The sequence below is a fragment of the Chryseobacterium sp. genome (assembly GCF_022869225.1).
Classification (GTDB): Bacteria; Bacteroidota; Bacteroidia; order Flavobacteriales; family Weeksellaceae; genus Chryseobacterium.
Genome location: NZ_JALIHL010000001.1, coordinates 2,481,890 through 2,507,848 on the forward strand (window position 1 = coordinate 2,481,890; position 25,959 = coordinate 2,507,848).

Annotated in this window: 27 protein-coding genes; 16 read left to right on the forward strand and 11 right to left on the reverse strand. The window is 36.9% G+C overall.

The window, feature by feature from the left end:
- Positions 1-46 precede the first annotated feature (46 nt).
- A complete protein-coding gene (locus MUW56_RS11590; RefSeq protein WP_292013344.1) occupies positions 47-532 on the forward strand; it encodes an SRPBCC domain-containing protein in 486 nt (161 codons plus the stop codon).
- Between the two features lie 251 nt (positions 533-783).
- Here MUW56_RS11590 and MUW56_RS11595 read toward each other — a convergent pair whose 3' ends face one another.
- The 4 genes from MUW56_RS11595 to MUW56_RS11610 form a co-directional block, all read right to left on the reverse strand.
- Entirely contained in the window at positions 784-1,125 is a 342-nt protein-coding gene (locus MUW56_RS11595) for a hypothetical protein (protein WP_292013345.1), read from the reverse strand.
- A gap of 142 nt (positions 1,126-1,267) precedes the next feature.
- Complete coding sequence (locus MUW56_RS11600; protein ID WP_292013346.1) at positions 1,268-3,313, reverse strand: S9 family peptidase; 2,046 nt, start codon at positions 3,311-3,313, stop codon at positions 1,268-1,270.
- 166 nt (positions 3,314-3,479) lie between these two features.
- Positions 3,480-4,220, reverse strand: a complete 741-nt coding sequence (locus MUW56_RS11605) for a uroporphyrinogen-III synthase (protein WP_292015407.1) — start codon at positions 4,218-4,220, stop codon at positions 3,480-3,482.
- Between the two features lie 12 nt (positions 4,221-4,232).
- Entirely contained in the window at positions 4,233-4,901 is a 669-nt protein-coding gene (locus tag MUW56_RS11610; protein WP_292013347.1) for a DUF4271 domain-containing protein, read from the reverse strand.
- 233 nt (positions 4,902-5,134) lie between these two features.
- Between MUW56_RS11610 and MUW56_RS11615 the strand changes: the two genes are divergently transcribed.
- The 4 genes from MUW56_RS11615 to MUW56_RS11630 all read left to right on the forward strand — a co-directional run bounded on the left by MUW56_RS11615 (position 5,135) and on the right by MUW56_RS11630 (position 8,529).
- Positions 5,135-5,851 carry a polyprenol monophosphomannose synthase gene (locus tag MUW56_RS11615; protein ID WP_292013348.1) on the forward strand — a complete coding sequence of 239 codons (717 nt, stop codon included), beginning with the start codon at positions 5,135-5,137 and terminating at the stop codon, positions 5,849-5,851.
- Positions 5,848-6,216, forward strand: a complete 369-nt coding sequence (locus tag MUW56_RS11620) for a DUF4296 domain-containing protein (protein WP_292013349.1) — start codon at positions 5,848-5,850, stop codon at positions 6,214-6,216. Before MUW56_RS11615 ends, MUW56_RS11620 begins: the two co-directional genes overlap by 4 nt.
- A 63-nt stretch (positions 6,217-6,279) precedes the next feature.
- Positions 6,280-7,410, forward strand: coding sequence for a tRNA guanosine(34) transglycosylase Tgt (gene tgt, locus MUW56_RS11625; protein WP_292013350.1), 1,131 nt, complete (start codon positions 6,280-6,282; stop codon positions 7,408-7,410).
- Between the two features lie 6 nt (positions 7,411-7,416).
- The gene (locus MUW56_RS11630) at positions 7,417-8,529 is read left to right on the forward strand and encodes an LptF/LptG family permease (RefSeq protein ID WP_292013351.1); all 1,113 of its coding nucleotides are present in this window, start codon (positions 7,417-7,419) and stop codon (positions 8,527-8,529) included.
- On the opposite strand, the gene MUW56_RS11635 is transcribed toward MUW56_RS11630, so the two are convergent.
- Positions 8,523-9,236 (reverse strand): biotin--[acetyl-CoA-carboxylase] ligase, encoded by a 714-nt coding sequence (locus MUW56_RS11635; protein ID WP_292013352.1) that lies wholly within the window; start codon positions 9,234-9,236, stop codon positions 8,523-8,525. The genes MUW56_RS11630 and MUW56_RS11635 overlap by 7 nt on opposite strands.
- Before the next feature lie 87 nt (positions 9,237-9,323).
- Here MUW56_RS11635 and rsfS point away from each other — a divergent pair, with 87 nt between their 5' ends.
- From rsfS to MUW56_RS11680, 9 genes are all read left to right on the forward strand, one after another.
- Positions 9,324-9,692 carry a ribosome silencing factor gene (gene rsfS, locus MUW56_RS11640; RefSeq protein WP_292013353.1) on the forward strand — a complete coding sequence of 123 codons (369 nt, stop codon included), beginning with the start codon at positions 9,324-9,326 and terminating at the stop codon, positions 9,690-9,692.
- Positions 9,693-9,709: 17 nt separating this feature from the next.
- Positions 9,710-11,731, forward strand: a complete 2,022-nt coding sequence (gene ftsH / locus MUW56_RS11645) for an ATP-dependent zinc metalloprotease FtsH (RefSeq protein ID WP_292013354.1) — start codon at positions 9,710-9,712, stop codon at positions 11,729-11,731.
- Between the two features lie 135 nt (positions 11,732-11,866).
- Positions 11,867-12,448 (forward strand): LUD domain-containing protein, encoded by a 582-nt coding sequence (locus MUW56_RS11650; RefSeq protein ID WP_292013355.1) that lies wholly within the window; start codon positions 11,867-11,869, stop codon positions 12,446-12,448.
- Between the two features lie 24 nt (positions 12,449-12,472).
- The gene (locus MUW56_RS11655) at positions 12,473-13,345 is read left to right on the forward strand and encodes a phosphatidate cytidylyltransferase (RefSeq protein WP_292013356.1); all 873 of its coding nucleotides are present in this window, start codon (positions 12,473-12,475) and stop codon (positions 13,343-13,345) included.
- A 4-nt stretch (positions 13,346-13,349) separates the two neighbouring features.
- Positions 13,350-14,000, forward strand: coding sequence for a phosphatidylserine decarboxylase family protein (locus MUW56_RS11660; protein WP_292013357.1), 651 nt, complete (start codon positions 13,350-13,352; stop codon positions 13,998-14,000).
- A 350-nt stretch (positions 14,001-14,350) separates the two neighbouring features.
- Positions 14,351-14,524, forward strand: coding sequence for a hypothetical protein (locus MUW56_RS11665; protein WP_292013358.1), 174 nt, complete (start codon positions 14,351-14,353; stop codon positions 14,522-14,524).
- Positions 14,525-14,836: 312 nt separating this feature from the next.
- The gene (locus tag MUW56_RS11670; RefSeq protein ID WP_292013359.1) at positions 14,837-15,829 is read left to right on the forward strand and encodes a Two component regulator three Y domain-containing protein; all 993 of its coding nucleotides are present in this window, start codon (positions 14,837-14,839) and stop codon (positions 15,827-15,829) included.
- 102 nt (positions 15,830-15,931) lie between these two features.
- A complete protein-coding gene (locus tag MUW56_RS11675) occupies positions 15,932-16,345 on the forward strand; it encodes a transposase (RefSeq protein WP_292013360.1) in 414 nt (137 codons plus the stop codon).
- Between the two features lies 1 nt (position 16,346).
- The gene (locus tag MUW56_RS11680) at positions 16,347-16,667 is read left to right on the forward strand and encodes a helix-turn-helix domain-containing protein (protein ID WP_292013361.1); all 321 of its coding nucleotides are present in this window, start codon (positions 16,347-16,349) and stop codon (positions 16,665-16,667) included.
- A gap of 708 nt (positions 16,668-17,375) precedes the next feature.
- On the opposite strand, the gene MUW56_RS11685 is transcribed toward MUW56_RS11680, so the two are convergent.
- From MUW56_RS11685 to MUW56_RS11700, 4 genes are all read right to left on the reverse strand, one after another.
- Positions 17,376-17,723, reverse strand: coding sequence for a DUF1801 domain-containing protein (locus MUW56_RS11685; protein WP_292013362.1), 348 nt, complete (start codon positions 17,721-17,723; stop codon positions 17,376-17,378).
- A 21-nt stretch (positions 17,724-17,744) separates the two neighbouring features.
- Positions 17,745-19,583 carry an ABC transporter ATP-binding protein gene (locus tag MUW56_RS11690; protein ID WP_292013363.1) on the reverse strand — a complete coding sequence of 613 codons (1,839 nt, stop codon included), beginning with the start codon at positions 19,581-19,583 and terminating at the stop codon, positions 17,745-17,747.
- A 222-nt stretch (positions 19,584-19,805) separates the two neighbouring features.
- Entirely contained in the window at positions 19,806-20,729 is a 924-nt protein-coding gene (locus MUW56_RS11695) for a M28 family peptidase (RefSeq protein ID WP_292013364.1), read from the reverse strand.
- Between the two features lie 263 nt (positions 20,730-20,992).
- The gene (locus tag MUW56_RS11700) at positions 20,993-21,382 is read right to left on the reverse strand and encodes a DUF4293 domain-containing protein (protein ID WP_292013365.1); all 390 of its coding nucleotides are present in this window, start codon (positions 21,380-21,382) and stop codon (positions 20,993-20,995) included.
- 144 nt (positions 21,383-21,526) lie between these two features.
- Here MUW56_RS11700 and rho point away from each other — a divergent pair, with 144 nt between their 5' ends.
- Positions 21,527-23,347, forward strand: coding sequence for a transcription termination factor Rho (rho, locus tag MUW56_RS11705; protein WP_292013366.1), 1,821 nt, complete (start codon positions 21,527-21,529; stop codon positions 23,345-23,347).
- A gap of 214 nt (positions 23,348-23,561) precedes the next feature.
- Entirely contained in the window at positions 23,562-24,158 is a 597-nt protein-coding gene (locus MUW56_RS11710) for a superoxide dismutase (RefSeq protein WP_292013367.1), read from the forward strand.
- A 70-nt stretch (positions 24,159-24,228) separates the two neighbouring features.
- Here the strand turns inward: MUW56_RS11710 and MUW56_RS11715 are convergent, their stop codons facing one another.
- Both MUW56_RS11715 and MUW56_RS11720 read right to left on the reverse strand, forming a co-directional pair.
- Positions 24,229-24,648: a DUF6146 family protein gene (locus MUW56_RS11715; RefSeq protein ID WP_292013368.1), complete on the reverse strand. Its 420-nt coding sequence runs from the start codon at positions 24,646-24,648 to the stop codon at positions 24,229-24,231.
- A 49-nt stretch (positions 24,649-24,697) separates the two neighbouring features.
- Complete coding sequence (locus tag MUW56_RS11720) at positions 24,698-25,897, reverse strand: endonuclease (protein WP_292013369.1); 1,200 nt, start codon at positions 25,895-25,897, stop codon at positions 24,698-24,700.
- Positions 25,898-25,959: the final 62 nt, after the last annotated feature.

Consider the following 25,959-nt stretch of genomic DNA (forward strand, 5'->3'; position numbering starts at 1 on the left):
GTTCTGTCAGCAAATAAAGAAGTACCTTTATGTAAAATTATTACTTATGGAATCTGCTATCACTTTCAACAAAGATTTTGATTCAAATACGGCCTATGTCATGAAAATTTATAGTGCTGATGTTTCAAAAGTATGGAATTATTTTACCCAATCCGAATTACTGGATCAGTGGTGGGGTCCCAGACCCTGGAGATGTGAAACTATACATCAGGATTTTAAAGAAGGAGGAATCTGGCATTATGCCATGATAGGGCCTAATGGCGAAAAGGCGTATTCCCAATCGAAATACGGCGAAATTATGGAGCATAGAAGTATGGATTGGACGAGTGCTTTCTGTGATGAAAAGGGGAATGTCAATGATGATTTTCCCCGGTCAAAATGGCTGATTGGCTTTACAGGCGTGGAAGAGGGAACAAAAGTAACCGTCAATATCCATTACCCGTCTCAGGAAGTAATGAAAAAGATGCTTGAAATGGGATTCGAAGAAGGGTTCAAAATGGGACTGAATCAGCTGGAAGAAATCATAGGATAATCCGGACCTACTGAATTCATTGTATCAATAGAAAACAGGGTGCCCTTACAGGCTCCCTGTTTGTTTGAAAATAGGGGTGACTGAAAAAGAAAGCGGGAAAGCTTGAAAAATACATATTGATATGTTTATAAAAAAAGACGGACTGTAAGGCCCGTCTTTAGCTGTATTTTAATGAATGCTGGTTTCAGCTCTCTCAAATCAAATGGTCATTGAGAATTCATAATCCTGTTTTGAAATTAAAAGCCTTCAAATTAGATCAGTTCCTCCTCCTGGAAATACTGAATAATGGCCTTTTTCATGAGCAGGGTCTGTTCGTTTGGTTTTAATTCCGGAAGTTCTTCCAGCATCTCAAACTGCGGCCATCCATCTTCATAATGAGTGAACTTATAATACCCAAAAGGTTCAAGTAATCTGCAGACTGCAATGTGAATCAAATTTACTTTATCTTCCTTTGTATATTTCTGCTGGCCGCTTCCCAGCTCCTGAAGACCTATTAAAAATAACAAGGTCTCTATCGGCGGATTTTTTTCAGTTCCGAAGGTATCCTCGAAAAACTGTTCTATCTTTTTCCAATATTCGGATTCGTTGATCATAATGTATATATAAATGATAAGTCTTATTTGCTCAGTGATAAAGCCGGTCCTTTAGCATTTTTACATAAGAAGAAACGGCTTTCAGCATTCTTCAGTTTTGAGCAATATATCTGTTAATCTTCCTTTTTAAAATATTCCTGTTCTATGAGTTCTTATCGATCTTGAGCAGGAACGCATATTCAAGAGCGTCTTCTTTCAATGATTCAAATCTTCCGCTGGCACCTCCATGTCCGGAACTCATATCCGTTTTAAAGACGAGAACATTATCGTCAGTTTTTAATTCTCTTAATTTGGCGGTCCACTTGGCAGGCTCCCAGTATTGTACCTGTGAGTCGTGGAATCCTGTGGTGATCAGCATGTGTGGATAATCTTTCGCTTCCACATTATCATAAGGAGAATATTCTTTCATATAATGATAATACTCCTTATCGTTCGGATTTCCCCATTCATCATATTCTCCTGTTGTCAAAGGGATGGTGTCATCCAGCATGGTCGTTACCACATCTACGAATGGAACCTGGGCCACAATGCCGTTGAAGAGCTGGGGCTCATAATTGACAACAGCGCCCACTAAAAGACCTCCGGCGCTTCCTCCCATTGCATACAGATGTTTGGATGACGTGTAGTTTTCTTTTATCAAATATTTTCCTGCATCAATAAAGTCAAAGAACGTATTTTTCTTAAACAGCATTTTTCCGTCCTCATACCATTCTCTTCCCAGGTATTCTCCGCCGCGGATATGGGCAATGGCATAAATAAAGCCTCTGTCCAGGATGGACAATCTCACATTGGAGAAACTGGCATCTACCGTATGTCCGTAACTTCCGTAGCCGTACAGAAGAAGTGGAGTATCTGCTGATTTTTTGGTGTCTTTATGATACACCAATGAGATCGGAACTTTTGTTTTTCCATCTCTTGAATCTGCCCATATTCTTTCTGAAATATAATTTTCAGAGAAGAATTTTCCACCTAAAACCTCCTGTTGTTTCAGCAGTTTTGTGGTTTTTTCCTTCATATTATATTCATAGGTAGAGCTGGGCTGCGTCAGTGAAGTATAACCGTAGCGTAAAACTTCAGTGTCAAACTCAAGGTTGATTCCGATATAGGTAGTATATGTTGGATCAGAGAAAGGAAGGTAATGAGACTCCTTAGTTTTTTCATCGATGATCATGATTTGCAGCAATCCTTTTTCTCTTTCTTCAAGAACCAGATAATCTTTAAAGATTTCAAACCCTTCCAATAAGACTTCAGCACGATGAGGAATGACATCAGTCCAGTTTTCCATCCCACAGTTAGAAATCTTTGTTTTTACAATTTTGAAGTTGATGGCGTCATCTGCATTGGTAATGATATAAAACTCATCTTCATAATGCTCTACAGAATATTCAAGATCATCTATTCTGGGCTGAATCACGGTCCATTCCGCAAAGACATTGTCAGAAGGGATGAAACGGTGTTCATCAGAAATCGTGCTTGAGCTTGCAATGAAAATATAGTGTAGCGATTTTGTTTTAAAGACATTTACGTCAAAAGTATCATCCTCTTCATGGAAAATCAGAACATCTTCTGAAGAATCCGTTCCCAGCTGATGTCTGTAGACCTGGAATGCGCGGAGATTTTTATCTTTTCTGATATAAAAGATGTGTTGGTTATCATTGGCCCATACAGCCTTTCCTGTTGTGTTAGGAATCTGATCTGCCAGTATTTCCCCGGTCTTTAAATTTTTGAAATTTAAAGTGTAGATTCTTCTTCCCACCTTATCTGAAGAAAAGGAAGCCAGTTCATTGCTGGGGCTTACAGCAACACTTCCTACTTCGAAGAAATTTTCACCTTCTGCCAGAATATTGACGTCAAGTACAATTTCTTCCTGATTGTCCAGGTTTTTATGCTTTCTGCAGAAGATAGGATATTCTTTACCTTCTTCATACCGTACAATATACCAGTATTCATTAAAGAAATAGGGAAGGGATTCATCATCTTTTTTATAGCGCGCCTTCATTTCCTCAAAAAGTTCTTCCTGAAGCTCTTCTGTGTCCTTCATGATGAATTCTTCGTAAGCATTTTCTTCTTCAAGATATTTGATGACCTCAGGATTTTCCCTTTCATTGAGCCAGAAGTAATTATCAGTCCTTCTGTCGCCGTGAGTTTCTAGTATTTTTTCTATTTTTTTTGCTTGTGGAGCTTTCATCCGAATATTTTAATTTTTTTATCGAGCCGGATCCGTCCTGATCCCAATTTTTTGAAAAGAGGGTATAGGGACGTTTCTTTCAATATTAATTTTTGTTCAAATTTAGGTAAAAAAAAACCATCTTTTCTTTATTGAAAAGATGGTTGAGCTTTTTTTATAGCAAAGACTATTTATGGAGAGCCTTAATATATTTTTCAAGGGCCATTGTCATGGAAGGAGTTTCCTTCGTAGGCGCCATTAAATCTACTTTTAATCCAGCTTCTTCTGCAGCAGCCAGGGTCGTGTTTCCAAAAACTCCGATCTTTGTCTCTTCCTGCTTGAATTCCGGGAAGTTTTGCTGTAGCGATTTGATCCCCTGCGGGCTGAAGAAGATCAGCATGTCATAATCTTTAATGCTGATATCGGTAAGATCGCTGCATACTGTACGGTACATAATGGCTCTGGTCCAGTCTACATTAGCTGCATCCAACGTTTTTACAATATCCGGACTCAAAACATCTGAAGATGGCAACAGATATTTTTCTGTAGGGAATTTTTTGAAAAGAGGAAGCAGGTCTGAGAAGTTTTTCTCTCCAAAACTGATTTTTCTCTTTCGGTATACAATATGTTTTTGAAGATAGTTGGCAATGGCTTCGGACTGACAGATGTATCTCATCGTATCCGGAACAGCAAAGCGCAGTTCCTCTGCAAGTCTGAAATAATGGTCAATCGCATTTTTACTGGTAAAGATAATTCCAGTGTATTGCGTCAGATCTATTTTCTGTGTTCTGAGTTCTTTGTTGTCAACTCCTTCAACGTGGATAAAAGGACGGAAATCAATCTTTATTTTTTCCTTCTTCGCGATATCCAAATATGGAGAAGACTCACTAGGCGCTGGTTGAGAAACCAATATGGACTTTATTCTCATCATTGACATGTATTAAAAAAATAACAATTTCCAAAGCAGTAATAATGGTGCGATTTGGAGGGTGCAAATATACAAAAATTTATAATACCATTTCTCCGGAAGAATCTTGTTCTTGTGAAATAAGTAGAAAAATACTTTGAAAATGAATACAAAAGAAAAGAAGAAGAAATAGTAAAGAAATATTTTATTTCTGTCTATAGGGAAGTAATAATGGGTTATACACAGAATTATTAACAAAAATGACAGGATGAAGTAAAATTTGGTGGAGGTGAAATAAAAAATGGTCCATTTTTTTCCGTCTCCTATACTTTGGTAAAATAAAAACCCCAAAGAAGATTTTATTAAATAAAAAAACAGTACAGCAAGCAAAGTATATCCGAATTTATTAAGCTGGTATCCCAGGAGCTGTAGATCTGCAATATATTTGGGAACAACAGGTACATATTGGGAGATCAAAACGGAGAGCGTAAGGGTCGTTACACATGAGGTAATGATCCAGCTCGGCAGGTTATTGCTTGCGTCAAAATATTTTTGAAGCAGGAAATCCTTCAGGCTGGCATCCCTTTCTACAATGTTCATCATGAAAACATATAAAAATATGCATCCCAGCAGTATAAAAACTACCCAATCATTGTTCTCAGGTATTCTTACGTGATTTATAAAGTTTTGTGACGACAGCAAAATTTAAGTTTTTTTATTTTTTATTTAACCACAAATAACACAGCTTGGCACAGATTTTCTTTATCACATGATCTGTGGCTAACATATATTCTTCCACAGCAATGTATATACGGAGATGAATTGAATACAATCTCAAGCTCAGCTGTTAAATCTGTGAGAAATATTTTTTTGCAAAATTATAGATTATTTTGTATAAAATAAAAAGGTTAAATAAACTATCTTTGCAAACTGAAATGAAAAAACTAGTCATTATCCCCACTTATAACGAAAAGGAAAATATTGAAAATATTATTTCCGCGGTTTTCGCATTGGAGGATGACTTTCATATCTTGGTAGTGGATGATTCTTCTCCGGACGGAACATCTGAGATTGTAAAAGAACTGCAGAAAAGATTTTCTCATCATCTGCACTTGTCGGTAAGACATACAAAAGATGGCTTGGGAAAAGCGTATATACACGGTTTTAAATGGGCTATCGAAAACAAATATGATTATATTTTTGAAATGGATGCCGATTTCTCTCACAATCCCAGTGATCTTCCTAAGCTGTATGAAGCCTGTCTTAATGCAGATATGGCCATTGGTTCCCGTTATTCAAGAGGAGTTAATGTGGTCAATTGGCCGATGGGACGAGTCCTGCTTTCCTATTTTGCCTCGAAATATGTAAGATTTATTCTAAGGCTTCCGATTCATGATACGACTGCCGGTTTCGTGTGTTTTTCACGAAAAGTACTGGAAGAGATAGGATTGGATAATGTAAAGCTGAAAGGGTACGGATTTCAGATAGAAATGAAATTCAGAGCTTTTAAGAAAAGCTTCAGAATAGTAGAAGTTCCTATTATATTTACCAATAGGATTTTAGGAGAAAGCAAAATGAACGGAGGAATTATTCATGAGGCTGTTTTTGGAGTATTAAACTTAAAATGGAAATCAATCATTAACAGATTATGAAAAAGCTGATCTTTATTTTCGTTTTGGTAAGCCTGTTTTCATGCAACGATTATATTGATAAACCGAAGAATCTGGTTGATCAGAAGGTGATGGCTGAAATTATAGCCGACCTTACCATCAATGAACAGGCCACTTTTGTCTATCAGGACAAAAACCTGGAAGCAGGGACGAGATTTATACTTAAATCCCATCATGTAAAACCCGACGACTTTGTTGAAAGTTTTAAATATTATGTGATTAAGGAGAAAATGCCGGATATAGCCAATGAAGCGCAGGAGATTTTATTGAAAAAAGACCCGAAGGCAGATCAATATATAAAGAATAAAATGAAGAATGGAGGAGCACCCTCGCTTATGAAATATTAATGATGCGGATGTTTCCATTCAACAAAATAGGAGCCGCAGGAGCGGTAAATTAAAAGTATACTGATGAAATTTTTTAATATAGAAAAAACCTCTGAAGGAAAAGCAAGAGCAGGAGAAATTACTACAGATCACGGGAAAATACAGACTCCCATCTTTATGCCTGTGGGAACAGTAGCGAGCGTAAAGACGGTACATCAGAGAGAATTAAAAGAAGACATTAAAGCCCAGATTATTCTGGGAAATACCTATCACCTGTACCTTCGTCCCGGAATGGAAACCATGCAGGATGCCGGAGGATTACATAAATTCATGAACTGGGATCTTCCTATTCTTACGGATTCAGGAGGTTTTCAGGTGTTCTCATTGGCGAGCAGCAGAAAAATGACGGAAGAAGGAGCGAGATTCAAATCTCATATTGACGGAAGTTATCATATGTTTTCTCCCGAAAGATCAATGGAAATACAAAGACAGATCGGAGCCGATATTTTCATGGCTTTTGACGAATGTACTCCTTACCCTTGTGAATATAACCAGGCAAAATCATCTATGGAGCTCACCCACCGTTGGCTAAAAAGATGTATCGACTGGACCAATGAAAATCCTGAACTGTACGGGCACAAGCAAAGACTTTTCCCAATTGTACAGGGATCCACATATTCCGATTTAAGAAAAATTTCTGCCGAGGTGATTTCTGAAGCCGGTGCCGAAGGAAATGCTATCGGAGGACTTTCCGTGGGAGAGCCCGAAGAAGAAATGTACAGAATTACAGATGAAGTAACGGATATTCTTCCAAAAGAAAAACCAAGATATCTGATGGGAGTAGGAACTCCTTGGAATATTCTGGAATCTATCGGATTAGGAATTGATATGATGGATTGTGTAATGCCTACAAGAAATGCAAGAAATGCGATGCTTTTCACATGGCAGGGGGTAATGAATCTTAAAAATGAAAAATGGAAGCGCGACTTCTCTCCCTTGGATGAATTTGGAACCAGTTTTGTGGATAAAGAATACTCAAAGGCTTACCTTCGTCATTTGTTCGTATCTAAAGAATATCTGGCAAAACAGATCGCTTCCATCCATAATCTTGCCTTTTATCTTGACCTGGTTAAAGTGGCAAGAGAACACATTATTGCCGGTGATTTTTATGAATGGAAAAATTCCGTGGTTCCGGTTCTTAGACAAAGACTGTAAAAGGATATGCTTAAAATAATAGACAGATATATCATCAAAAAATATCTTGGAACCTTCAGTTTCATGCTGATACTGCTGTCTATCATTGTGCTTGTTATTGACGTTCAGCAAAAGATCCCCAGGATAGAAAATGCAAAGGCCATTGATCCCAAGCTTGATCTGGTGTATTTCCTGATCCATTTTTATCCTTTCTGGATTATCAATCTTGTGGTAACGTTTCTTTCCATTCTGGTCTTTATCACGGTGATCTATTTCACCTCCAGAATGGCAAATAATACGGAAATTGTTGCCATTATCAGTAGTGGTGCCAGTTTTCACAGGTTTGCAAAACCTTACTTGTATACTTCAATTCTGATTGCTTTGATTTCGCTTACGGTAAATCATTTAGTGCTTCCGTGGGCCAATATCAAGAAGAACCAATTGGAAGCGTATACCTATAATGCAGCCAATAAAGAAAAGATTTTAGGAACAGCCCCCGCATCTTCTCAACTCAGTAAGACAGAATACATTTTTGTGGCTTCCTGGAACAAAAGAGATAAAAGAGGTTCCAGTTTTGTCTATCAGAAGTTTAATAAAGACAGAAGAATGGTATATGAGCTGAAAGCCAGCGAAGTATATTGGGATCTTGCTAAAAAACAGTTTGTGCTGAATAATTATCTTGAAAAGACGATCAATAAGGACAATACGGAAAAATTAAGCAACGGGGTTGAGTTGAGGAAAAACTACGGGCATTCTCCCGAAGAGCTTTTTCCTAATGAACTTTTGGGACAGAATAAAACGACTCCCGAACTTTTAAAATTCATTGAAAGGGAAAAAGCAAGAGGAAACAGCAACCTGAATTCCTATCTGAATGAGCTTTACCAAAGGACCTCAATGCCCGTTTCTATTGTTATTCTGACCTTCCTGGCACTTTCCCTGTCTTCACAGAAAAAAAGAGGAGGGCTGGGTATTAACCTGGCCATAGGAATTTCGTTAGCCTTTCTTTTCGTGTTTTCATTTGAAGCCCTAAAAGTGGTTTCAGAGAATAAAAGCTTGCCGCCGGCTTTGGCCATGTGGTTGCCTAACCTGGTATTTCTGCCGCTTACGCTTTATTTATACATCAAAAGAGCCAATCAGTAAAGGAGCTTTACTTCTTTGTGATAAAAAGAATGCATCCCGTCTTCCAGTTCGACCCAGAGTTCTCCTTTTTCGTCCGCCTTCCTGATGATGCCATTTTGTCTTTCTTTTTCAATCTCAAAAACTGAGATTTCATCTTTACGGAACAGGTTTAGGTTGAATAGCTCCAGGATTTCCTGATCAGAAGGAATGTTTTTTAACTTTTCAGCTAAATATTCATGAAGCGTAAAAGCGAGCTCTTCAAGGTCAAATCGATGTCCTGTTTGGGTCAGAAGTGATCCGGCGTTGGATATCTCATCAAATTTCTCCTGGAGAATATTAATTCCGGTGCCGATGATGAAATACTTATTTTGATTTATCTTTTTCTTTTCAATCAGAATACCGACGATTTTTTTACCTTTAAGGATAATATCATTCGGCCATTTAATTTTTACGTCATAATCAGCCAATTTGGCCAGGAAATCCCTGACAATAATTGCGGTATAATAATTGAATATAAAGTCTGAGCACAAGATGTTTTGAGTCTTCACTGCCAGCGTATACGCCAGATTCTTTCCGGCGGTTGGAGTCCATACATTTCCATACTGACCACGGCCTTTTGTCTGATTAAAAGTATGCAGTCCTATAAAATCTGAATTTTGGTAAAGTAAAAACTTTGATATTTCGTCATTAGTAGAAGAACATTCTTTCAGGTAGAATAGTTGGCTCATTTAAGAAAACTTTAAGACATTAAGGGGGTAAAAGTAAGGTTAAAGTAAAGAAAAAACAATAAATTTGCAGATTATAGTATTTTTTTAATGAATAAAACAGCAGAAAAACAAGCATTATTAGATAAAATCGTTGAAGCTATCCAGGATGTAAAAGGTGAAGATATTATGATCTTTGATCTTTCAAACATTGAAAACTCTGTAGCAGAAACGTTCGTAATATGTAGCGGAAACTCAAATACACATGTATCTGCATTAGCAGGAAGTGTTGAGAAAAAAGTAAGAAACGAACTGAAGGACAGGCCTTGGCATGTGGAGGGTACAGAGAACGCAATGTGGGTTCTTGTAGATTACGTTTCAGTAGTAGTTCATATATTTCAAAAACAGGTACGTGAGTACTATGATATAGAAGAACTTTGGGGTGACGCAGTCATTACCAAAATTGAAAATGAATTTTAAAATTTTAAAAAGTATAAATGAATAATAAAGGATTCAACTGGTTCTTTCCTATTGCACTCATAGCTCTTTTGCTATATTTTGCTTCCGGTTTCTTAGGAGGTGATGGTGCAAAATCTATTGATGAAGATGGTTTCTTTAGAGAAATGCAGGCGGGGAAAGTCCATAATATAATTATATATAAAGATATAGAGAAAGCCGATGTTTTCCTTACCAAAGAGGCCAAATCGGCAATGGTTACCAAAACATCCAAAGAAAATAACCCTCTTTCTGCTTTGGATATCGCTCCTAAAGCAGACTATTCTGTAAAATACGGAGATCTTCAGCTTTTCCTTCAGAAGTTTGATCAGATTAAAGCGGCAAACCCTGCTATTAAGACTGCTAAGGATTACGGAACCGGTAAAAGCCCGTTCACTGATATCTTAGTATCTGCATTGATCTGGATTACGATCTTGGGATTGTTCTATTTCCTTCTTTTCAGGAAGATGGGCGGTGGAGGAGGTCCCGGCGGACAAATCTTCTCTATTGGAAAATCTAAAGCGAAACTTTTTGATGAAAAAGAAAGAATTCAGGTAACTTTCAAAGATGTTGCCGGATTGGAAGGGGCAAAAGAAGAAGTTCAGGAAGTGGTGGATTTCCTGAAGAACTCTGAAAAATATACGAAACTGGGAGGTAAAATTCCTAAGGGAGTTCTTTTGGTAGGCCCTCCGGGAACCGGTAAGACATTATTGGCAAAAGCCGTTGCTGGTGAAGCTAAAGTTCCGTTCTTCTCGCTTTCAGGTTCTGACTTTGTAGAAATGTTCGTGGGAGTAGGTGCATCAAGAGTAAGAGACCTTTTTGCCCAGGCCAAAGCAAAATCTCCGGCGATCATCTTTATTGATGAGATTGATGCGATCGGACGTGCCAGAGGAAAAAACAACTTCTCAGGTGGAAATGATGAAAGAGAGAATACGCTGAACCAGCTTCTTACTGAAATGGATGGTTTCGGAACCGATACCAACGTTATTGTAATGGCTGCCACCAACAGAGCGGATATCCTTGATAAAGCTTTGATGAGAGCAGGACGTTTTGACCGTTCGATCTATGTAGATCTTCCGGAACTTCATGAAAGAAGACAGATCTTTGATGTTCATTTAAAGAAAATCAAACTTGATGATAATGTAGACCGGGAATTCCTGGCTAAGCAAACCCCTGGATTCAGTGGAGCTGATATTGCCAATGTATGTAACGAAGCCGCATTGATTGCAGCAAGAAACAACCATACTTCTGTTACAAAACAGGATTTCCTTGATGCTGTGGACAGAATCATCGGAGGTCTTGAAAAGAAAAATAAAGCGATCAAACCTTCTGAAAAAAGAAGAGTAGCCTATCACGAAGCAGGACATGCAACCATTTCGTGGCTGGTAGAACATGCCTCTCCACTGTTAAAAGTGACAATCGTTCCAAGAGGACGCTCATTAGGAGCAGCCTGGTATCTTCCAGAAGAAAGACAGCTTACCACTACTGAACAGATGCTGGATGAGATGTGTGCAACATTAGGAGGAAGAGCAGCAGAGCAGGTAATTTTCAACAATATTTCTACCGGAGCACTTTCTGACCTTGAAACAGTGACGAAGAGAGCTCAGGCAATGGTTACAATCTATGGATTAAGCCCGAACATCGGTAATATTTCTTATTATGACAGCTCAGGCCAGTCTGAATATTCTTTTGGAAAACCTTATTCTGAAGAAACGGCTACCAAAATTGATGCGGAGATTAAATCAATCATCGAAAATCAATATGAAAGAGCAATAAGAATTCTTCATGAAAATAAAGATAAGCTTGATGCTTTAGCCAATAAGCTTTTAGAGAAAGAGGTGATCTTCCGTGAGGACTTAGAGGAAATTTTCGGAAAAAGAGCATGGGATCCTGAATTGACAGAGAAACCGGTTACCAATACAATCCCTGAAAAAGATCATCCGGCAGCATTGGAAACTCCTCAGATAAAAGAAAAAGAAGAGGAAAGCGAAATACAGGCTCCAGAAAGCCCGACACAGCTTTAAAACTCTTAAAAAATAAGATCATTACAACCTGACAACTTTAAAATTGTCAGGTTTTTTCATATTTAAAGAGATATTTTGGAATCTATTGTAATTTATTTTCTATTTTTGTATAAAGTTGACTAAAAATAGATTAAGTTGAATTTATTCAAGAGGATTGTAAGCAAACTTACCAACCAGCCTGAGGAAGAGGAAAAACAGAGCCTGGAGAAGCTTGGGGATTCGCTGAAAAATGCGGATCTCGACTATAAGTTTGCGCAATTATTTACGCATTCGGGGGGATTTTTTAATTATTGTGCAGATGAAGCGGAAGCTCTACAAACTTTAAATCAAATTATCAAGATAGAAGGTATTGGAAACCTTTTCTGCTGGGATAAAGAGCTTCAGAACTTTTTGAATGTAGTGAAGACTTCTTATACTTCAGAATTGCAGTCATCCAATGATGCCGCATTCATTACGTGTGAGTATCTGATTGCTTATGATGGCAGGATCATGCTTTCCCATAATAATATTCTTCATTATCATTCCTCAAGGCTGCCTGATAAAATTATCATCATCGCCAATGTTTCACAGATCGTGAACAATCTTAACGATGCAATGGGAAAAATAAAAAGGAACGGAAATATCAAGAATCTTACTTCCATCAGCGGAGGGCAGTCTAAATTAGACGGTTCTATCGGTTCCAATCCGAAACTGTTTTTATTACTGCTTGAAGATTAAGCACGCACTTCTAAATTTTAAATTTTGGACAAAAATCTTATTCAGAGAACAATTTCCGGTATTGCTTATGTAGCTGTTATCATCCTTTGTACAACACCGCTTGGCGCAGAATTGATCAATAGTATTTCTCCCGGCCTTATTAAACAACAATATCTTTATCATGGGTTAATCAGTCTTTTGCTGATGGTGGGATCCTGGGAGTGTGTTAAAATAATGAAGTTCGGAAAAGGATATGAAAAATGGGTCGTGTTTCCACTGGTCATTTTTATATTTTATATTTTCTCGAAGCGGTATTTTCATCATGATTTCTTTTTTGATTTCAGACTCAGCGAAATACTCGCGCTTTCGTTGATTGCGATTGCCGTGGTCACCCTATTCAAATATCCTAACGAATTATATTACGACAGCGGAAAACTGATTTTCACGGTTATTTATGTAGCCCTGCCATTCAGTTTTGCATTAGGGCTGCCTAAGTTTTCAGGCTATGATGATACCTTCTCTCTGGAAGTTCTTTTCCTGTTTATCCTGATCTGGAGCAGTGATACGTTTGCTTATCTGGTGGGGAAATTTTTTGGAAAACATAAAATGGCTCCTAAAATTTCACCTAAAAAAACATGGGAAGGATATGCTGGAGGAGTTGTTTTAACATTGGTATTATCATACTTCATTGAACATTACCAGCCTGAACTGAGAGGAAACTGGATGATCGTGGGATTTTTGGTAGCTGCTTTTGCTCCGTTAGGGGATTTGGTAGAAAGCCAATTGAAAAGAAATTTCGGGGTGAAAGACAGCGGAAACATCATTCCAGGGCATGGCGGTGTTTTAGATAGGCTGGATAGTTTCATAATCTGTGTTCCTGTCGTATATTTGTACTTTATTTTAGAAAAATTTATATAGTCTCATGAAACTGCATAGAGAATCAAAAGGAACAATTACCGTAGCGACCCTACTTTTTATCATATTGGGAGCTTTAGCTATTTACTTTCTTAATATATGGTCTCTGTTGATCATTATGCCTTTATTGGTCATTTACAGTCTTGTATTCTGGTTTTTCAGAGTTCCGGACAGAAATATTCTCGACCATACTGAAAATGTAATAGCGCCCGTTGACGGAAAAGTAGTCATGATCAAAGAAGTGGAGGAAAACGAGTTCCTGAATGGAAAAGCAATCCAGGTCTCTATTTTCATGTCGCCGCTTAATGTTCATATTTGTAGATACCCGGTTACTGGACAGGTGGTCTATAAAAAATATCACCCGGGAAAATACCTGGTAGCATGGCATGAGAAATCTTCTACGGAGAATGAAAGAACAACCGTTGCTGTTGAAACGCTGACGCATCATAAAGTCGTTTTCAGACAGATTGCAGGATATGTGGCAAGAAGGATCGTTTTCTACTGTAATGAGGGTGATAAAGCAAAAGCGGGACATGAGTTCGGATTTATTAAATTCGGGTCAAGAATGGATGTGTTCTTGCCTTTGGATACCGAGATTGTCTGCAAGATCGGAGACATTACCAAAGGAGGATTGGATGTTATTGCCAAATTAAAATAGAATTAGAAATATTTACATATTTATTGAAAAAGGAGAAAATACAGTTTTCTCTTTTTTTTGTTTCTATAAAAGAAATGCATTGTTTCTTGCGGTATAATGATGCTTTTACTTTTTTTATTGTGAATGATTTGTTATTCAATTGATATATTTGAATTTTATTAGTTAAAATCAATGAATTATTTACTTTATGAGAAAATTGCCACTTTCTTTTTTAGTACTTTTCCCACTTTACAATCTTATACTACTGTGGGAGTCTTTTCACAAATTCTTTTTTATGATGGTTATACCGCAACAGTTACATATCCTTTCTGCCAATACCATGATGCTCAAAAATTACAAAACTTACCGATATGCAGCTCAACAGCTTTCAGAATAAAATTACGATGAATGCAAAGACCGGAGTGCTATGTGACAATTACGGTAGAATAGGAGACGGTATAGAGCCTGGGTTCCTGAAGATCAGGCTGCCATACACACAAAATATTTCCTCTGCTGGAAGTCCTCTATTTTTATGGTGTGACTAATTTCTGTTCTGAGAGTAATATTCATCATTTACGAACGGTTTTCACTGAATATTCCTGAGCCTCACTACGCACATATATCAAGTTTTCCGTATGAAAGTTTTTCTTTACGGATCAATAAATTTTTCAGATCCAGAGCCCAACCTATACCTTTTTTAAGCTACGTAGGGGAAATGGTTTGGAACTTGATGTATTATATTTAGTATTGATATTTTTTTAACTAATTGCATTTATATTTAATGATTTTAGAGTGATCTATGTTCCAGTATGTGTAAATACCTATCTGTAATTTAATTAAAACAAAAAAACAACAAAATGATTTATAAATTTTTCTTTAAGATGATCAATGATGAACCGGAGAAAATGGAGTATGATTTCGAGAGTAATTATCTGAACCTGATAAACCGGTATTTATTTTTATTATTCTTTATATTTCTTTTTTATTCTGTTTTTATCATTGCTTTTTTCGGGGATATGCTGATTTCAACATTTCTCACAGCGATTACCTTTTTCTGGCTGTTTTTAATGTCTGTAAAAGGGAAGACAAAGCGATTCGGAAAGGTGTTAAAGATTTCTATTGTCATCCTGTTTATTTTGTTGACTTTTATTGTGAGCTTTTTTTATATTTATACCTATAAAAAAGCAGGTGTAGAGTATTTTTATTTTTGTCTTTTGTTTGCCTTGCCTTTCTTTCTCAATTATAAAAAAGATTCTTTTTCCATTTTTTTTATTGTTTTTATCATCAGCGTTAATTTCATTGTATGTCTGTATTTTGATTTTGATTTTTTACCTAAAAGTAAATTTTTGGAAAAGTTTGATTTCAAAATGATCAAGCTGTGTAATATTTTATTTTCTATTGCTTCTTTCCTGATGGATATTTCCTTTATTGCTCAAAAAGATGAACTGATTAAAGGATTGATTGTTGAAAAACAAAAGAAAGACTCTACCATTAAAGATTTAGAGAAAACGAACGCGGAATTAATGAAACATCAAATGCTTATTAATCATCTTACGGAGGAAAATATCGAGGAGATTCTAAGTTTAGCTGATAATAATTCCCCTGTGTTTTTTGAAAAATTTCAGGTGTTTTTTCCGCATTTTATACCCAATATTTTAGAGATCAATCCGAATCTGATCTATTCTGAACTCTATTTTTGTGCATTGATTAAGCTTGATTTTGACACCAAGAAAATAGCACAATGTACCAATAACAGTATTCGCGCTGTGGAGAGTAAAAAATACAGAATCCGGAAAAAACTTAATATTTCTTCCGAAATAAACATCAACAGTTTCCTGTTAAAAATTTAAAAGACTGCAATTCCGAGTTTTAATACGTGTAAGTAATATTGAGTAGTGTTCTAGGGTGCTAATTAATTTTGCTGTCAATACTTTTATCTCAAAAGATTGGGAATGAATATTAAGAATATCCATATTGGGAGTTTGATACAATCTAAAGTGGATGAGCACCAGATTTCAATGGAAAGAATAACTAAATTTTTAAGCCGGGAAGAGGGTGACGTGGAAAAGATGTATCATGAAAAAAGCGTTGATACGGATGTTCTGTTAAAGTGGTCCAAACTTTTAAAATTTGATTTCTTTAGGGTCTATACCGGCCACCTGATATTGTATGCGCCGCATTCAAGATTTGATAATTCGGTAAAGCAAAATGAAAAGACCATGGTTTTTAGGAAAAACATCTATACCCAAGAAGTTAAGGATTTTATACTTGAAAAAATAAGAATGGGAAAAATGACGCCTTATGATGTTATTTTGAGATATAAGATTCCCAAAACTACGTTGTATAAATGGATGAAAAAAATATAATATGGGTCCGGATTATCAACAGATTTATACTGATATTCTTCAGGAAAAGTATCCTGAAAAATTATTGGACCCTGCCGTAAAGCACAAACTGGAAAAGCTGTATTCTGCTGTGGATATTTTGAATTTTAATCGGCAGATTTTCGGTAAACCGGAATATGCGGTAGAGTTTAACAATCAAAGGCTTCGTTCTTATGATAAGAAGTCTGTTCTTAAAATTCTTACCTATCAGAAAAAGAACAGTCTTACCAATGTTCAGGTGAGTAATCATTTTAAAATAAGCAGAAACACAATTGCTAAATGGAAACTTATTTTTAAAGTCTGAATCGGATTGAAAATAAATTATTGCATTTTATTTAACTGAAGCAACTTATTTTTTTGAATAAACAGAAGATGATCTGTTTTTATAGGAATGGGATCGTTTTTTAGAGTTTTATTGTTGAGTTATTTATAATAACTCAACTTTTTGTTTGTCTGTTTTTAATTGCGCAGATTGCTGCTGTTCCATGAGTTTTACTACGCGTGCGTAACATTGCGTAGATGAATTTGATGTAATAATTATCTGCGTGTAATAATTTTGTGTTATTAAATCGATTTAGTTAAAAATTTTAATGATATAAACACAAATGATGAAGGCAAAATGTACAACAAACCAGAATCAGGGGCTTGCTTCTTGCTTTGCTTTTAATTTTTGGAAAGTTCTCTCGCAAGCCCATAATGGTGCTGTAGATATCCGGATTTAAGAAACAGCAGTTTAAATTTTGCCGTTTGGAAACGTAGATTTCTTAAGTAAATAAAAACACGGATGGAAATCAGAATGCGAACAATATGATGGAAACCTTTTGCAGCCCCGGTAATGGGTATTCGGCAGGAGGGATGCAGGTATAGAATTCAATATTGTTTGCCGGTATGATAGCCTGGGCAATGGATCAGGCAGAATTTAATGGAATTTAATACACAATGATGAAAAATTAACACACAGTGATGAATGTTTTATAGCAGATTCCGGTACGGTTAAACCGTATCGGAGTTTTTATTTTATATGTGTTTTTATTTCTGCTGCCAGTTGTAATATAAACCCTACAGGTAAATCCTCTCCGGGATCTATTAAAAGGATTTTAAACTTCTTTCTGCCATCCTGAATCAACTCGGGATAGTTTAGCTTATCGCCGTGGTAAAAACTGATGTAGTGCTTTTTATATTTCTTACTGTAGTAAAAATAACACAGCATTTTCTTCTTATATTTTAAAAATGGAAGACCAAAGCTGAAGGTTTCAGTGATGTTTTCAGTATCAGATGCTAAGATTTTTTCACGTAAAAACAAAAGAGTACTTCTTTCAGGTTCTTCGATTCTGTAGAAATACTCTTGTATGGGGTTCATTTTAGAATTGATTTAAAAGGGCTAGTCAAAATTCTGCAGCTCTACCAGTTTATGGTACATTCCTTTTTTTGCAATAAGATCATGGTGGGTTCCCTGCTCTACAATGTCACCTTTCTCCATGACCACGATCCAGTCTGCTTTTTGAATGGTTGAAAGCCTGTGTGCGATGACCAGGGAAGTTCTGTTTTCCATCATTTTCTCCAGTGCATCCTGTACAAATCTTTCAGACTCCGTATCAAGGGCAGAAGTGGCTTCGTCCAGGATCATGATCGGAGGGTTTTTCAATACTGCTCTTGCAATAGAAACCCTTTGCTTCTGACCTCCGGAAAGCTTATTTCCATCATCGCCGATATTGGTATCATATCCTTCCGCAAGATTGGAAATAAATGAATCTGCATTAGCAATTTTAGCCGCTGCAATCACTTCTTCTCTCGTAGCTTCCGGTTTACCCATCAGGATATTATTGTAAACAGAATCATTGAACAATACAGATTCCTGGGTTACCATTCCTAATAGCTGACGGTATTCTTTAAGTTTTAAATGCTTGATATCTGTTCCGTCGATCAGGATTTCTCCTTCCGATACATCATAAAACCTTGCCAGAAGGTTGGCAATGGTTGTTTTTCCACTTCCGCTTTGTCCCACCAATGCCACTGTTTTTCCTTTGGGAATGGTTAGGTTGAAGTTTTTAAGGATCAGGTTGGCTTTATCATAATAGAATCCAATATCCTTAAATTCAATATTATTTTGAAGCGTTGTGATGGAAACAGGTTCCGTTACTTCTTCGATCTTTACATCTGCATCCAGAATTTCCAATACTCTTTTCAGAGATGCTTCTCCCTTCTGAACATTAGAAATGGCTGTAGATAAACTTTTTGCCGGAGGAAGAATCTGGAAGAACATTCCCAGGAATACTAAGAAATCTGCCGGGGATATACTCTGTTCAACGATGATTTGTTTTCCCCCATACCATGCGATAATCAAAAAAGTGATGGATCCTAGGAATTCACTCATCGGCGATGCCAGTTCTTTTTTCCTTCCCAGACTGATAGAACTCGAAATCCATTTGTTCATAGACTTCATAAAACGGTTGTCCATGATCTTCTCGGCATTAAAGATTTTAATCACCTTCGAAGACTTTAAAGTTTCATCTACAATGGAAAAGATGGTTCCCATTTCATGCTGTGCTTCATGAGAGTCTTTTTTAAGGCTTTTTCCCACCAAAGCAATCATTGTTCCCATAACAGGGAGCACCAGAAGAGAGAAAAGTGTCATTTCCGGGCTCAGGAAAAATAATGTAACCAAAGTACTGATCAGCATAAAAGGAGCGTTGATCAATTCAATTAAGCTTCCTAAGATATTTCCTTCCACTTCACCCACATCGTTGGACATACGGGACATCAAATCCCCTTTTCTGCTTTCTGTAAAAAATGAAACGGGTAAAGAAAGGATCTTACGGTACATGGCTCCACGAAGATCTTTCGTAACTCCTACACGGTAGTTGATCAGCAGGAATGAGCCAAAATATCTGAAAGCATTTCTTAGCAGGAACATGAAGGCGGTAATGATGCACAGCCAGGCAAGAACCGTTAATGAGCCATATTGATCCACCAAATACTGTACATAATAATTGGAATACTCTTTTAAGTAGGAGAAAAAATCAATTATTTCACCTGAATAAACCGGTGCTGATTCATATTTTTCCGGCTTGATGGTGCCGAAAAGCATTCCCAAAACCGGTAAAATAGTTCCCAGGGATGCAATCTGAAATACAGAATACAGGATATTGAAAAATAAACTTCCGTAGATGTATTTTTGATGGGGTCTCGCGAATTTTAATATTTTTTTATATTCGTTCATTCAATGAAAAAATTGGATAGCAAAATTACGTAAAATTAAAAGATAAGACGTTCTTAATCCTGTTTTACTTTACTGTATATGTTTCAGAAAATGTTTTTTTGTTACAGTTGATGAACGCTGAACATTGTTTTTAAGATAAAAGGATATCACAATAGGCTTCAAAATGGGAGAGGGCAAAAAATAAAAAAAACCACTTAAATAGTGGTTTTCCTGTTATTATAGTCAATTAAATTTCACCTGGTCATTATATGTAGGACTGAAATTTTGAGGGGTTAATTTTTCCAGCGTTTTACCGAAGTTATTGATGATCTGGGTCATATTATCAAAATCAACAATATTGATGTCATCATTTTCGTGGTGATAATGGGAGGCTTTGGTCATATCAACCGTAGAGAATGAATGCGCAATGATTTTCTTTTTGACAAAGCTGACATTGTCTGAGCGGTAGAATAACTGCTGTTTTGCATAAGGATCTGCATTTATTTTCAATCCATTGACTGCATTTTGGTTAAAAAGTTCATCAAGATCTGAAAAACCGTCTCCGGTCATGTATAAGGCATTTTTTCCCCATTGAGATTCTGTTGCCACCATTTCAAAATTGAAAAGGGCGGTCATCTTGCTGTAGATGTTATCCAGGTTCTTATCTTCAGAAATTGCTCTTGATCCCAGCATTCCTTTTTCTTCTCCGTTGAATGCCATAAAGACCATTGAAAACTCAGGCTTTTTATTTTTAAAATAATCTGCGATCCCTACCAAGGTAGTAATTCCGCTGGCATCGTCATCTGCTCCGTTATAAATATTATCTCCGCTTTTATTGCTGGTGCCGATGTGATCGAAATGTCCTGAAAAGCCTAAATACCGGTTGTATTTTCCTTTTTTGATCCCGCACACATTATAAGCCTTTTGGCCTTTATATTCAAAAGGAACCAGGTAAGAATTCCCGGTACAGTACTCAAGATTATTTTCTTTGAACAGGGTGGCAATATAATTGGCTGCATTTTCATTTTCAGGAGTTCCTATTTCACGTCCTTTCATTTCATCTGAAGCAAGAGTAGAAAGAACGGTTTTTACTTTTTCTTTTGAAACCTCCTGTGCAAAAGTGAATAAAGAGAAAAGTGATGCCGTAAGATAAGTGAGCTTTTTCATTGTCTTTCATTAAAAGTTGTATGATCTGTCGTATTTTTAGTTTAAATGTTGCATGAAATTACATAAATTAATTGATCTGTGGGTACAGGCTGTACGAATGGAGCCGCTTCAACATCATGGAGAATGAAATTCAATGCAAAGTAATCATCTTTTCAAGCCGATTTGACACTTGATTCATGCAAAGAAGACAATGCAGGATATCTGATCAATAAAAAAAACAGCTCCTGAAAGGAACTGTTCTCACTCAAAAAATCGTTGTAAGGCTATCGGAGTCTGTCTACAGATTTTACGAGCCTCTCATCTTTGCGGATGTATACGTTTGCCATAAGCAGACATATGACCGCGATCAATGGGAAAACCGGCTCAATACCCTTCTCAGGAAACTGAATTCCTCCGGATAAGTTTAGCAACCAGTACGCCAATACACCAATCAACAAAGCGTTTATAATAATGCTGATCGTATTCAGCAAAATTTGTCTTTTTCTGTTTTTGAAACTAAAAATACTTAATGCTCCCAGTAAAACAAGGACTATACAGCCGATATTAAGTACGGGAATACTGTCCAAAACAGCAACATCCTGTCCTGTGATGAAAAGAAAAACAGCAGCTAAAACTGCTAATAATGTCCATATAGTCTGAATTCTCTGTAGCATTGAATATTAAATTCCTGGCAAAAATAATATAAATTTTGCACAATTCAAAAATAAGTGTAGATTTGCATTATACAATGTACCTGAAAACAAAAGTCACCGGACTTACTTTTCTTACTCACAATTAATTACATTTTTACATTAAATATGTTTAACATAGAAACGTTAAGGTCAAAATCCGTAACGGAACTGACTAAAATCTTAAAAGATTTGGGCGTTAAAGTTGCAAGAACCAGCAATGAAAATGACAAGATCTTTGCAATTCTTGACTTTCAGGCTTCTAACCCTAAAGTTGCAAAAGATTATTTCAACGCCACAGAACCCATTACGAATACTGAAGAGGCCGCAGCAGAAAAACCTGTGAAAGCCCCTGCAAGAAAGACTGCCCCAAAAAAACAGGCCGCTAAGCCGAAAGTGAATGCCAAAACAGAGGCAGAACCTAAAATAGAGGAAAAAGTAGAGGAAAAGGTGCCAGCCCCTGAAGAAATAAAACCAGAAGAGCCAAAAGCTGAAACAACAGCGGTAACAATTCCGGAAGAAACAGCTGCCACAGGGCCAGCTAAAAAGAAAAGGAAAAGAGTTACCGGCAATACAGAAGCTGCTCAGGAGAAAACTGAAACTCCTAAAAATACAGATCCTCAAGAGCCTGCTCAGGCAGAAGAAAAGCCAAATATCCCTCAGCAACCACAGGCTAACAGATCCCAAAAAGGTCACAATCATCCGCAAAACGGCGGACACCAACATAAAAACCAACAACAACAGCATCAACACCAGAACCAAAACCAGCATCAGAATCAAAACAGACATTCTGAAAAGGCGGAGGAACATCCTGATCATAAGAAAGAATTTAATTTCGATGGAATGGTGAGTATTGAAGGGGTTTTAGAAATATTACCGGATAACTATGGATTTTTACGTTCCTCAGACTTCAGTTATATTTCTTCTCCGGATGATGTGTATGTTTCTACAGCTCAGATCAGAAATTTTGGTTTGAAAACCGGAGATACCGTTAAAGGTATTGTAAGACTTCCGAAAGAGGGTGAAAAATACTTTTCATTACTAAAACCTACGGAAGTTAACGGACGTGATCTTGCCTTTATTAAAGACCGTGTCGCATTCGAATACCTGACTCCTCTTTTCCCTGAAGAGAAATTTAATCTTGCAGGAAGTGGATCTACGGTTTCCACAAGAATTGTAGATCTGTTTGCCCCAATCGGTAAAGGACAGAGAGCAATGATTGTAGCCCAGCCTAAAACGGGTAAAACAATGTTGCTTAAAGATATTGCAAACTCTATTGCTGCAAACCACCCGGAAGTATATATGATGGTTCTTCTTATTGATGAACGTCCGGAAGAGGTTACAGATATGGAAAGAAGTGTCAATGCAGAAGTAATTGCCTCTACATTTGATGAAGCTGCTGAAAAACATGTTAAGGTGGCGAACCTTGTTCTTGCCAAAGCACAGAGAATGGTGGAGTGCGGGCATGATGTAGTGATCCTACTGGATTCCATTACAAGATTGGCAAGAGCTTATAACACCGTGACGCCGGCTTCGGGTAAGGTTCTTTCCGGAGGGGTGGATGCCAATGCCCTTCACAAGCCGAAGAGATTCTTTGGGGCGGCAAGAAAAATTGAAGGAGGAGGTTCTTTGACCATTATTGCCACTGCACTTATTGATACAGGATCTAAAATGGACGAAGTAATCTTTGAAGAATTCAAAGGAACGGGGAATATGGAACTTCAGCTGGACAGAAAAATCGCCAACAGAAGAATTTATCCTGCTATTGATCTGGTTTCATCCAGTACACGTAGAGATGACCTTCTTCTGGATGAAGTGACTTCACAAAGAATGTGGATTCTAAGAAAATACCTTTCTGAAATGAATCCTGTAGAAGCCATGGAATTTGTGGACAAGAACATCAAAGGAACGCTCAACAATGAAGAATTCCTGATGTCTATGAATAGATAAATTTAATATTGTTAAATAAAAAGCACGGATCATATTTTATGATGCGTGCTTTTTTGTTTTAGAGCGTAAAAAATCATCTGCGAAAAAATATTTTAAAATTTAATTCATTCTAAATCAATGTGTCAATGTTAAAGATTTATTAAAGTAATCCCCAATCTTTGATAATACCTTAAATATTGGCTAATTTTGGATTATAACATTAAAAATAAAGATTATGTCATTTGAATTACCAAAATTAGGATATGCATACGATGCATTGGAGCCTACTATCGATGCAAGAACTATGGAAATCCACCATACAAAACACCACCAGGCATATATTGACAACTTAAATAAAGCTATTGAAGGAACTGAGCTAGCAGGAAAAACGATTGAAGAAATCTGCCAGACAGGAACAGATAAGCCAGCGGTAAGAAATAACGGTGGAGGTCACTTCAACCACTCTCTGTTCTGGGTGATTTTAACTCCCGGAGGAAGCAAAGAGCCGGTAGGAAATGTAAAAGCTGCTATCGAAAATTATGGTGGTTTAGAAAAATTCAAGACTGATTTCTCTGAGGCGGCTAAAACAAGATTCGGTTCAGGATGGGCTTGGTTGGTTAAAAATGCTGACGGTTCTGTATCGGTTTCTTCTACTCCGAATCAGGATAACCCGTTGATGCCTGTTGCAGACGTTAAAGGAACACCTGTTTTAGGATTGGATGTTTGGGAGCATGCTTATTATTTAAATTACCAAAACAGAAGACCTGATTATGTTTCTGCATTCTTCGATGTAGTAAACTGGGATAAAGTGGAGGAGCTATTTAACAAATAATTTTCAGCTATTATAAAAATAAAAGGTTCAGAACTATTTCTGAACCTTTTTTATTGATTTCAGGATAAGGTTATCTTACGGCATCAATTCCGGATAATCCGTTCATTTTCAGCCCGTATTTCCATTGTACATAAGCAAAGACCTGATAGAGCTTGTATTCGAATTTTATCCCGTAATTTTCCCGGGGATCATAGTCTATTCCGGATTCTATAATATTCCTGTATCTTCCTGAATTGTAATAGCTGTTCCATTCGTTAACCAGGAATGTATTCTTTGTCTTCAGGTAAGATTCTGAATACTGATTGATAGGCTTGGCAACCGCATTCAAAAAGTAATCGAACTGAGTGTCAATTACGGTTAGATCCCATTCTCCATCTTCATTTTTAGAAGGCTTCATTTCGGTCTGTTCTTTTTTATTCTTAGGACTGTTCTGGGAATAACAGCCGTAGGGAATAAATGCGATGAGAAGTAATAAAACAAAATTTTTCATGATTTACTATTTATATTAAAAAAGCACTCCAATAAGAGTGCCTTTCTATTTATTTTTTTACATATTCTTTCTGAACTACAGAAACTGCTGGGAAGTGATCGCTATATCCACCTGTGAATCGGTCTCCATCCCATGAGCGTAATGGATATCCTTTCCACTGTCCTTCTTTGTTGACTAAATAAGCAGGAGCATAAATCTCCGCTTTATAGATGGTATAAGTAGGAGTGATTTTTTCCGGAGAATAAAGGTTTTTTGAAACAATAATCTGATCAAATAAATTCGGAGCATCTCTGTAAGCTAAAGAAGCTACTCCTGCCTTATATAATTTATACATTAGATTATAATAAGGAGTCTTTTCTGACAGCTCCCCCGGATCACCTACAGCTGCTAAGTGTTTTTTCAGGCTTGGACTTACCGGGTCATCATTATAATCTCCCATTGAGAATAATTTGATACCGGGGTTTTCTGAGGTTACTTTATCCATTTCATTTTTCAGTACGGTAGCAGCCGTATTTCTTTTGGCAAGAGAAATCGCTTCTCCTCCTCTTCGGGATGGCCAGTGGTTCATAAAGATTCCCACTTTTTCTCCATCCAGCAATCCTATTGCGATGACAATATCCCTGGTGTATTCTCTTTTTCCGTTTTCATCATAAATTTTGATCTCTTTTTTATAAGAATCTAAAACAGAAAATCTTCCTTTTTGATAAATGATGGCTACATCAATTCCTCTTGAATCATAAGAATTGAAATGTACAATTCCATAATTGCTTTTTGCCAAGGCCGGCTGTTTGATAAGGTCTTCAATCACCTGTCTGTTTTCAACCTCGATCAATCCGCAAATGGCAGGGTTGTCATTCGTATATTGTCTTCCGAGTTCGGAAATAACCTTGGCCTCATTGGCTAATTTTTGGTTATAATATTTGCTGCCCCATCTTTTTGGGCTGTTGGCAGTGAAATCGTCAGCTAAGATTTGTTTTCTGATGACCTTTTTTCCAATTAACAGGTCATCGCTCCATTCCCCTTTATAATCTTCAGTGGTTTCAAGATACTTTAAAGAATCTAATGGTACACTTCTGTGGAATTTAGGATTAGAAAGGGGTAATGTTCCATCAATATAATCAGCGGAAGGAATGGTATCCCAAAGGTTCTCTACGTTTAGGAAGGCAACAGCTGCTCTTTTTACCTGTCTCTGCTGTGAGAAAGCAGAACCAAAACAAAATAGAGCGGCAATGATTAAATATTTTTTCATATTCTCAGTATATTCAAAAATTGAGGAGGTAAAATTACTAATTTTATATAAGAATAAAGAGT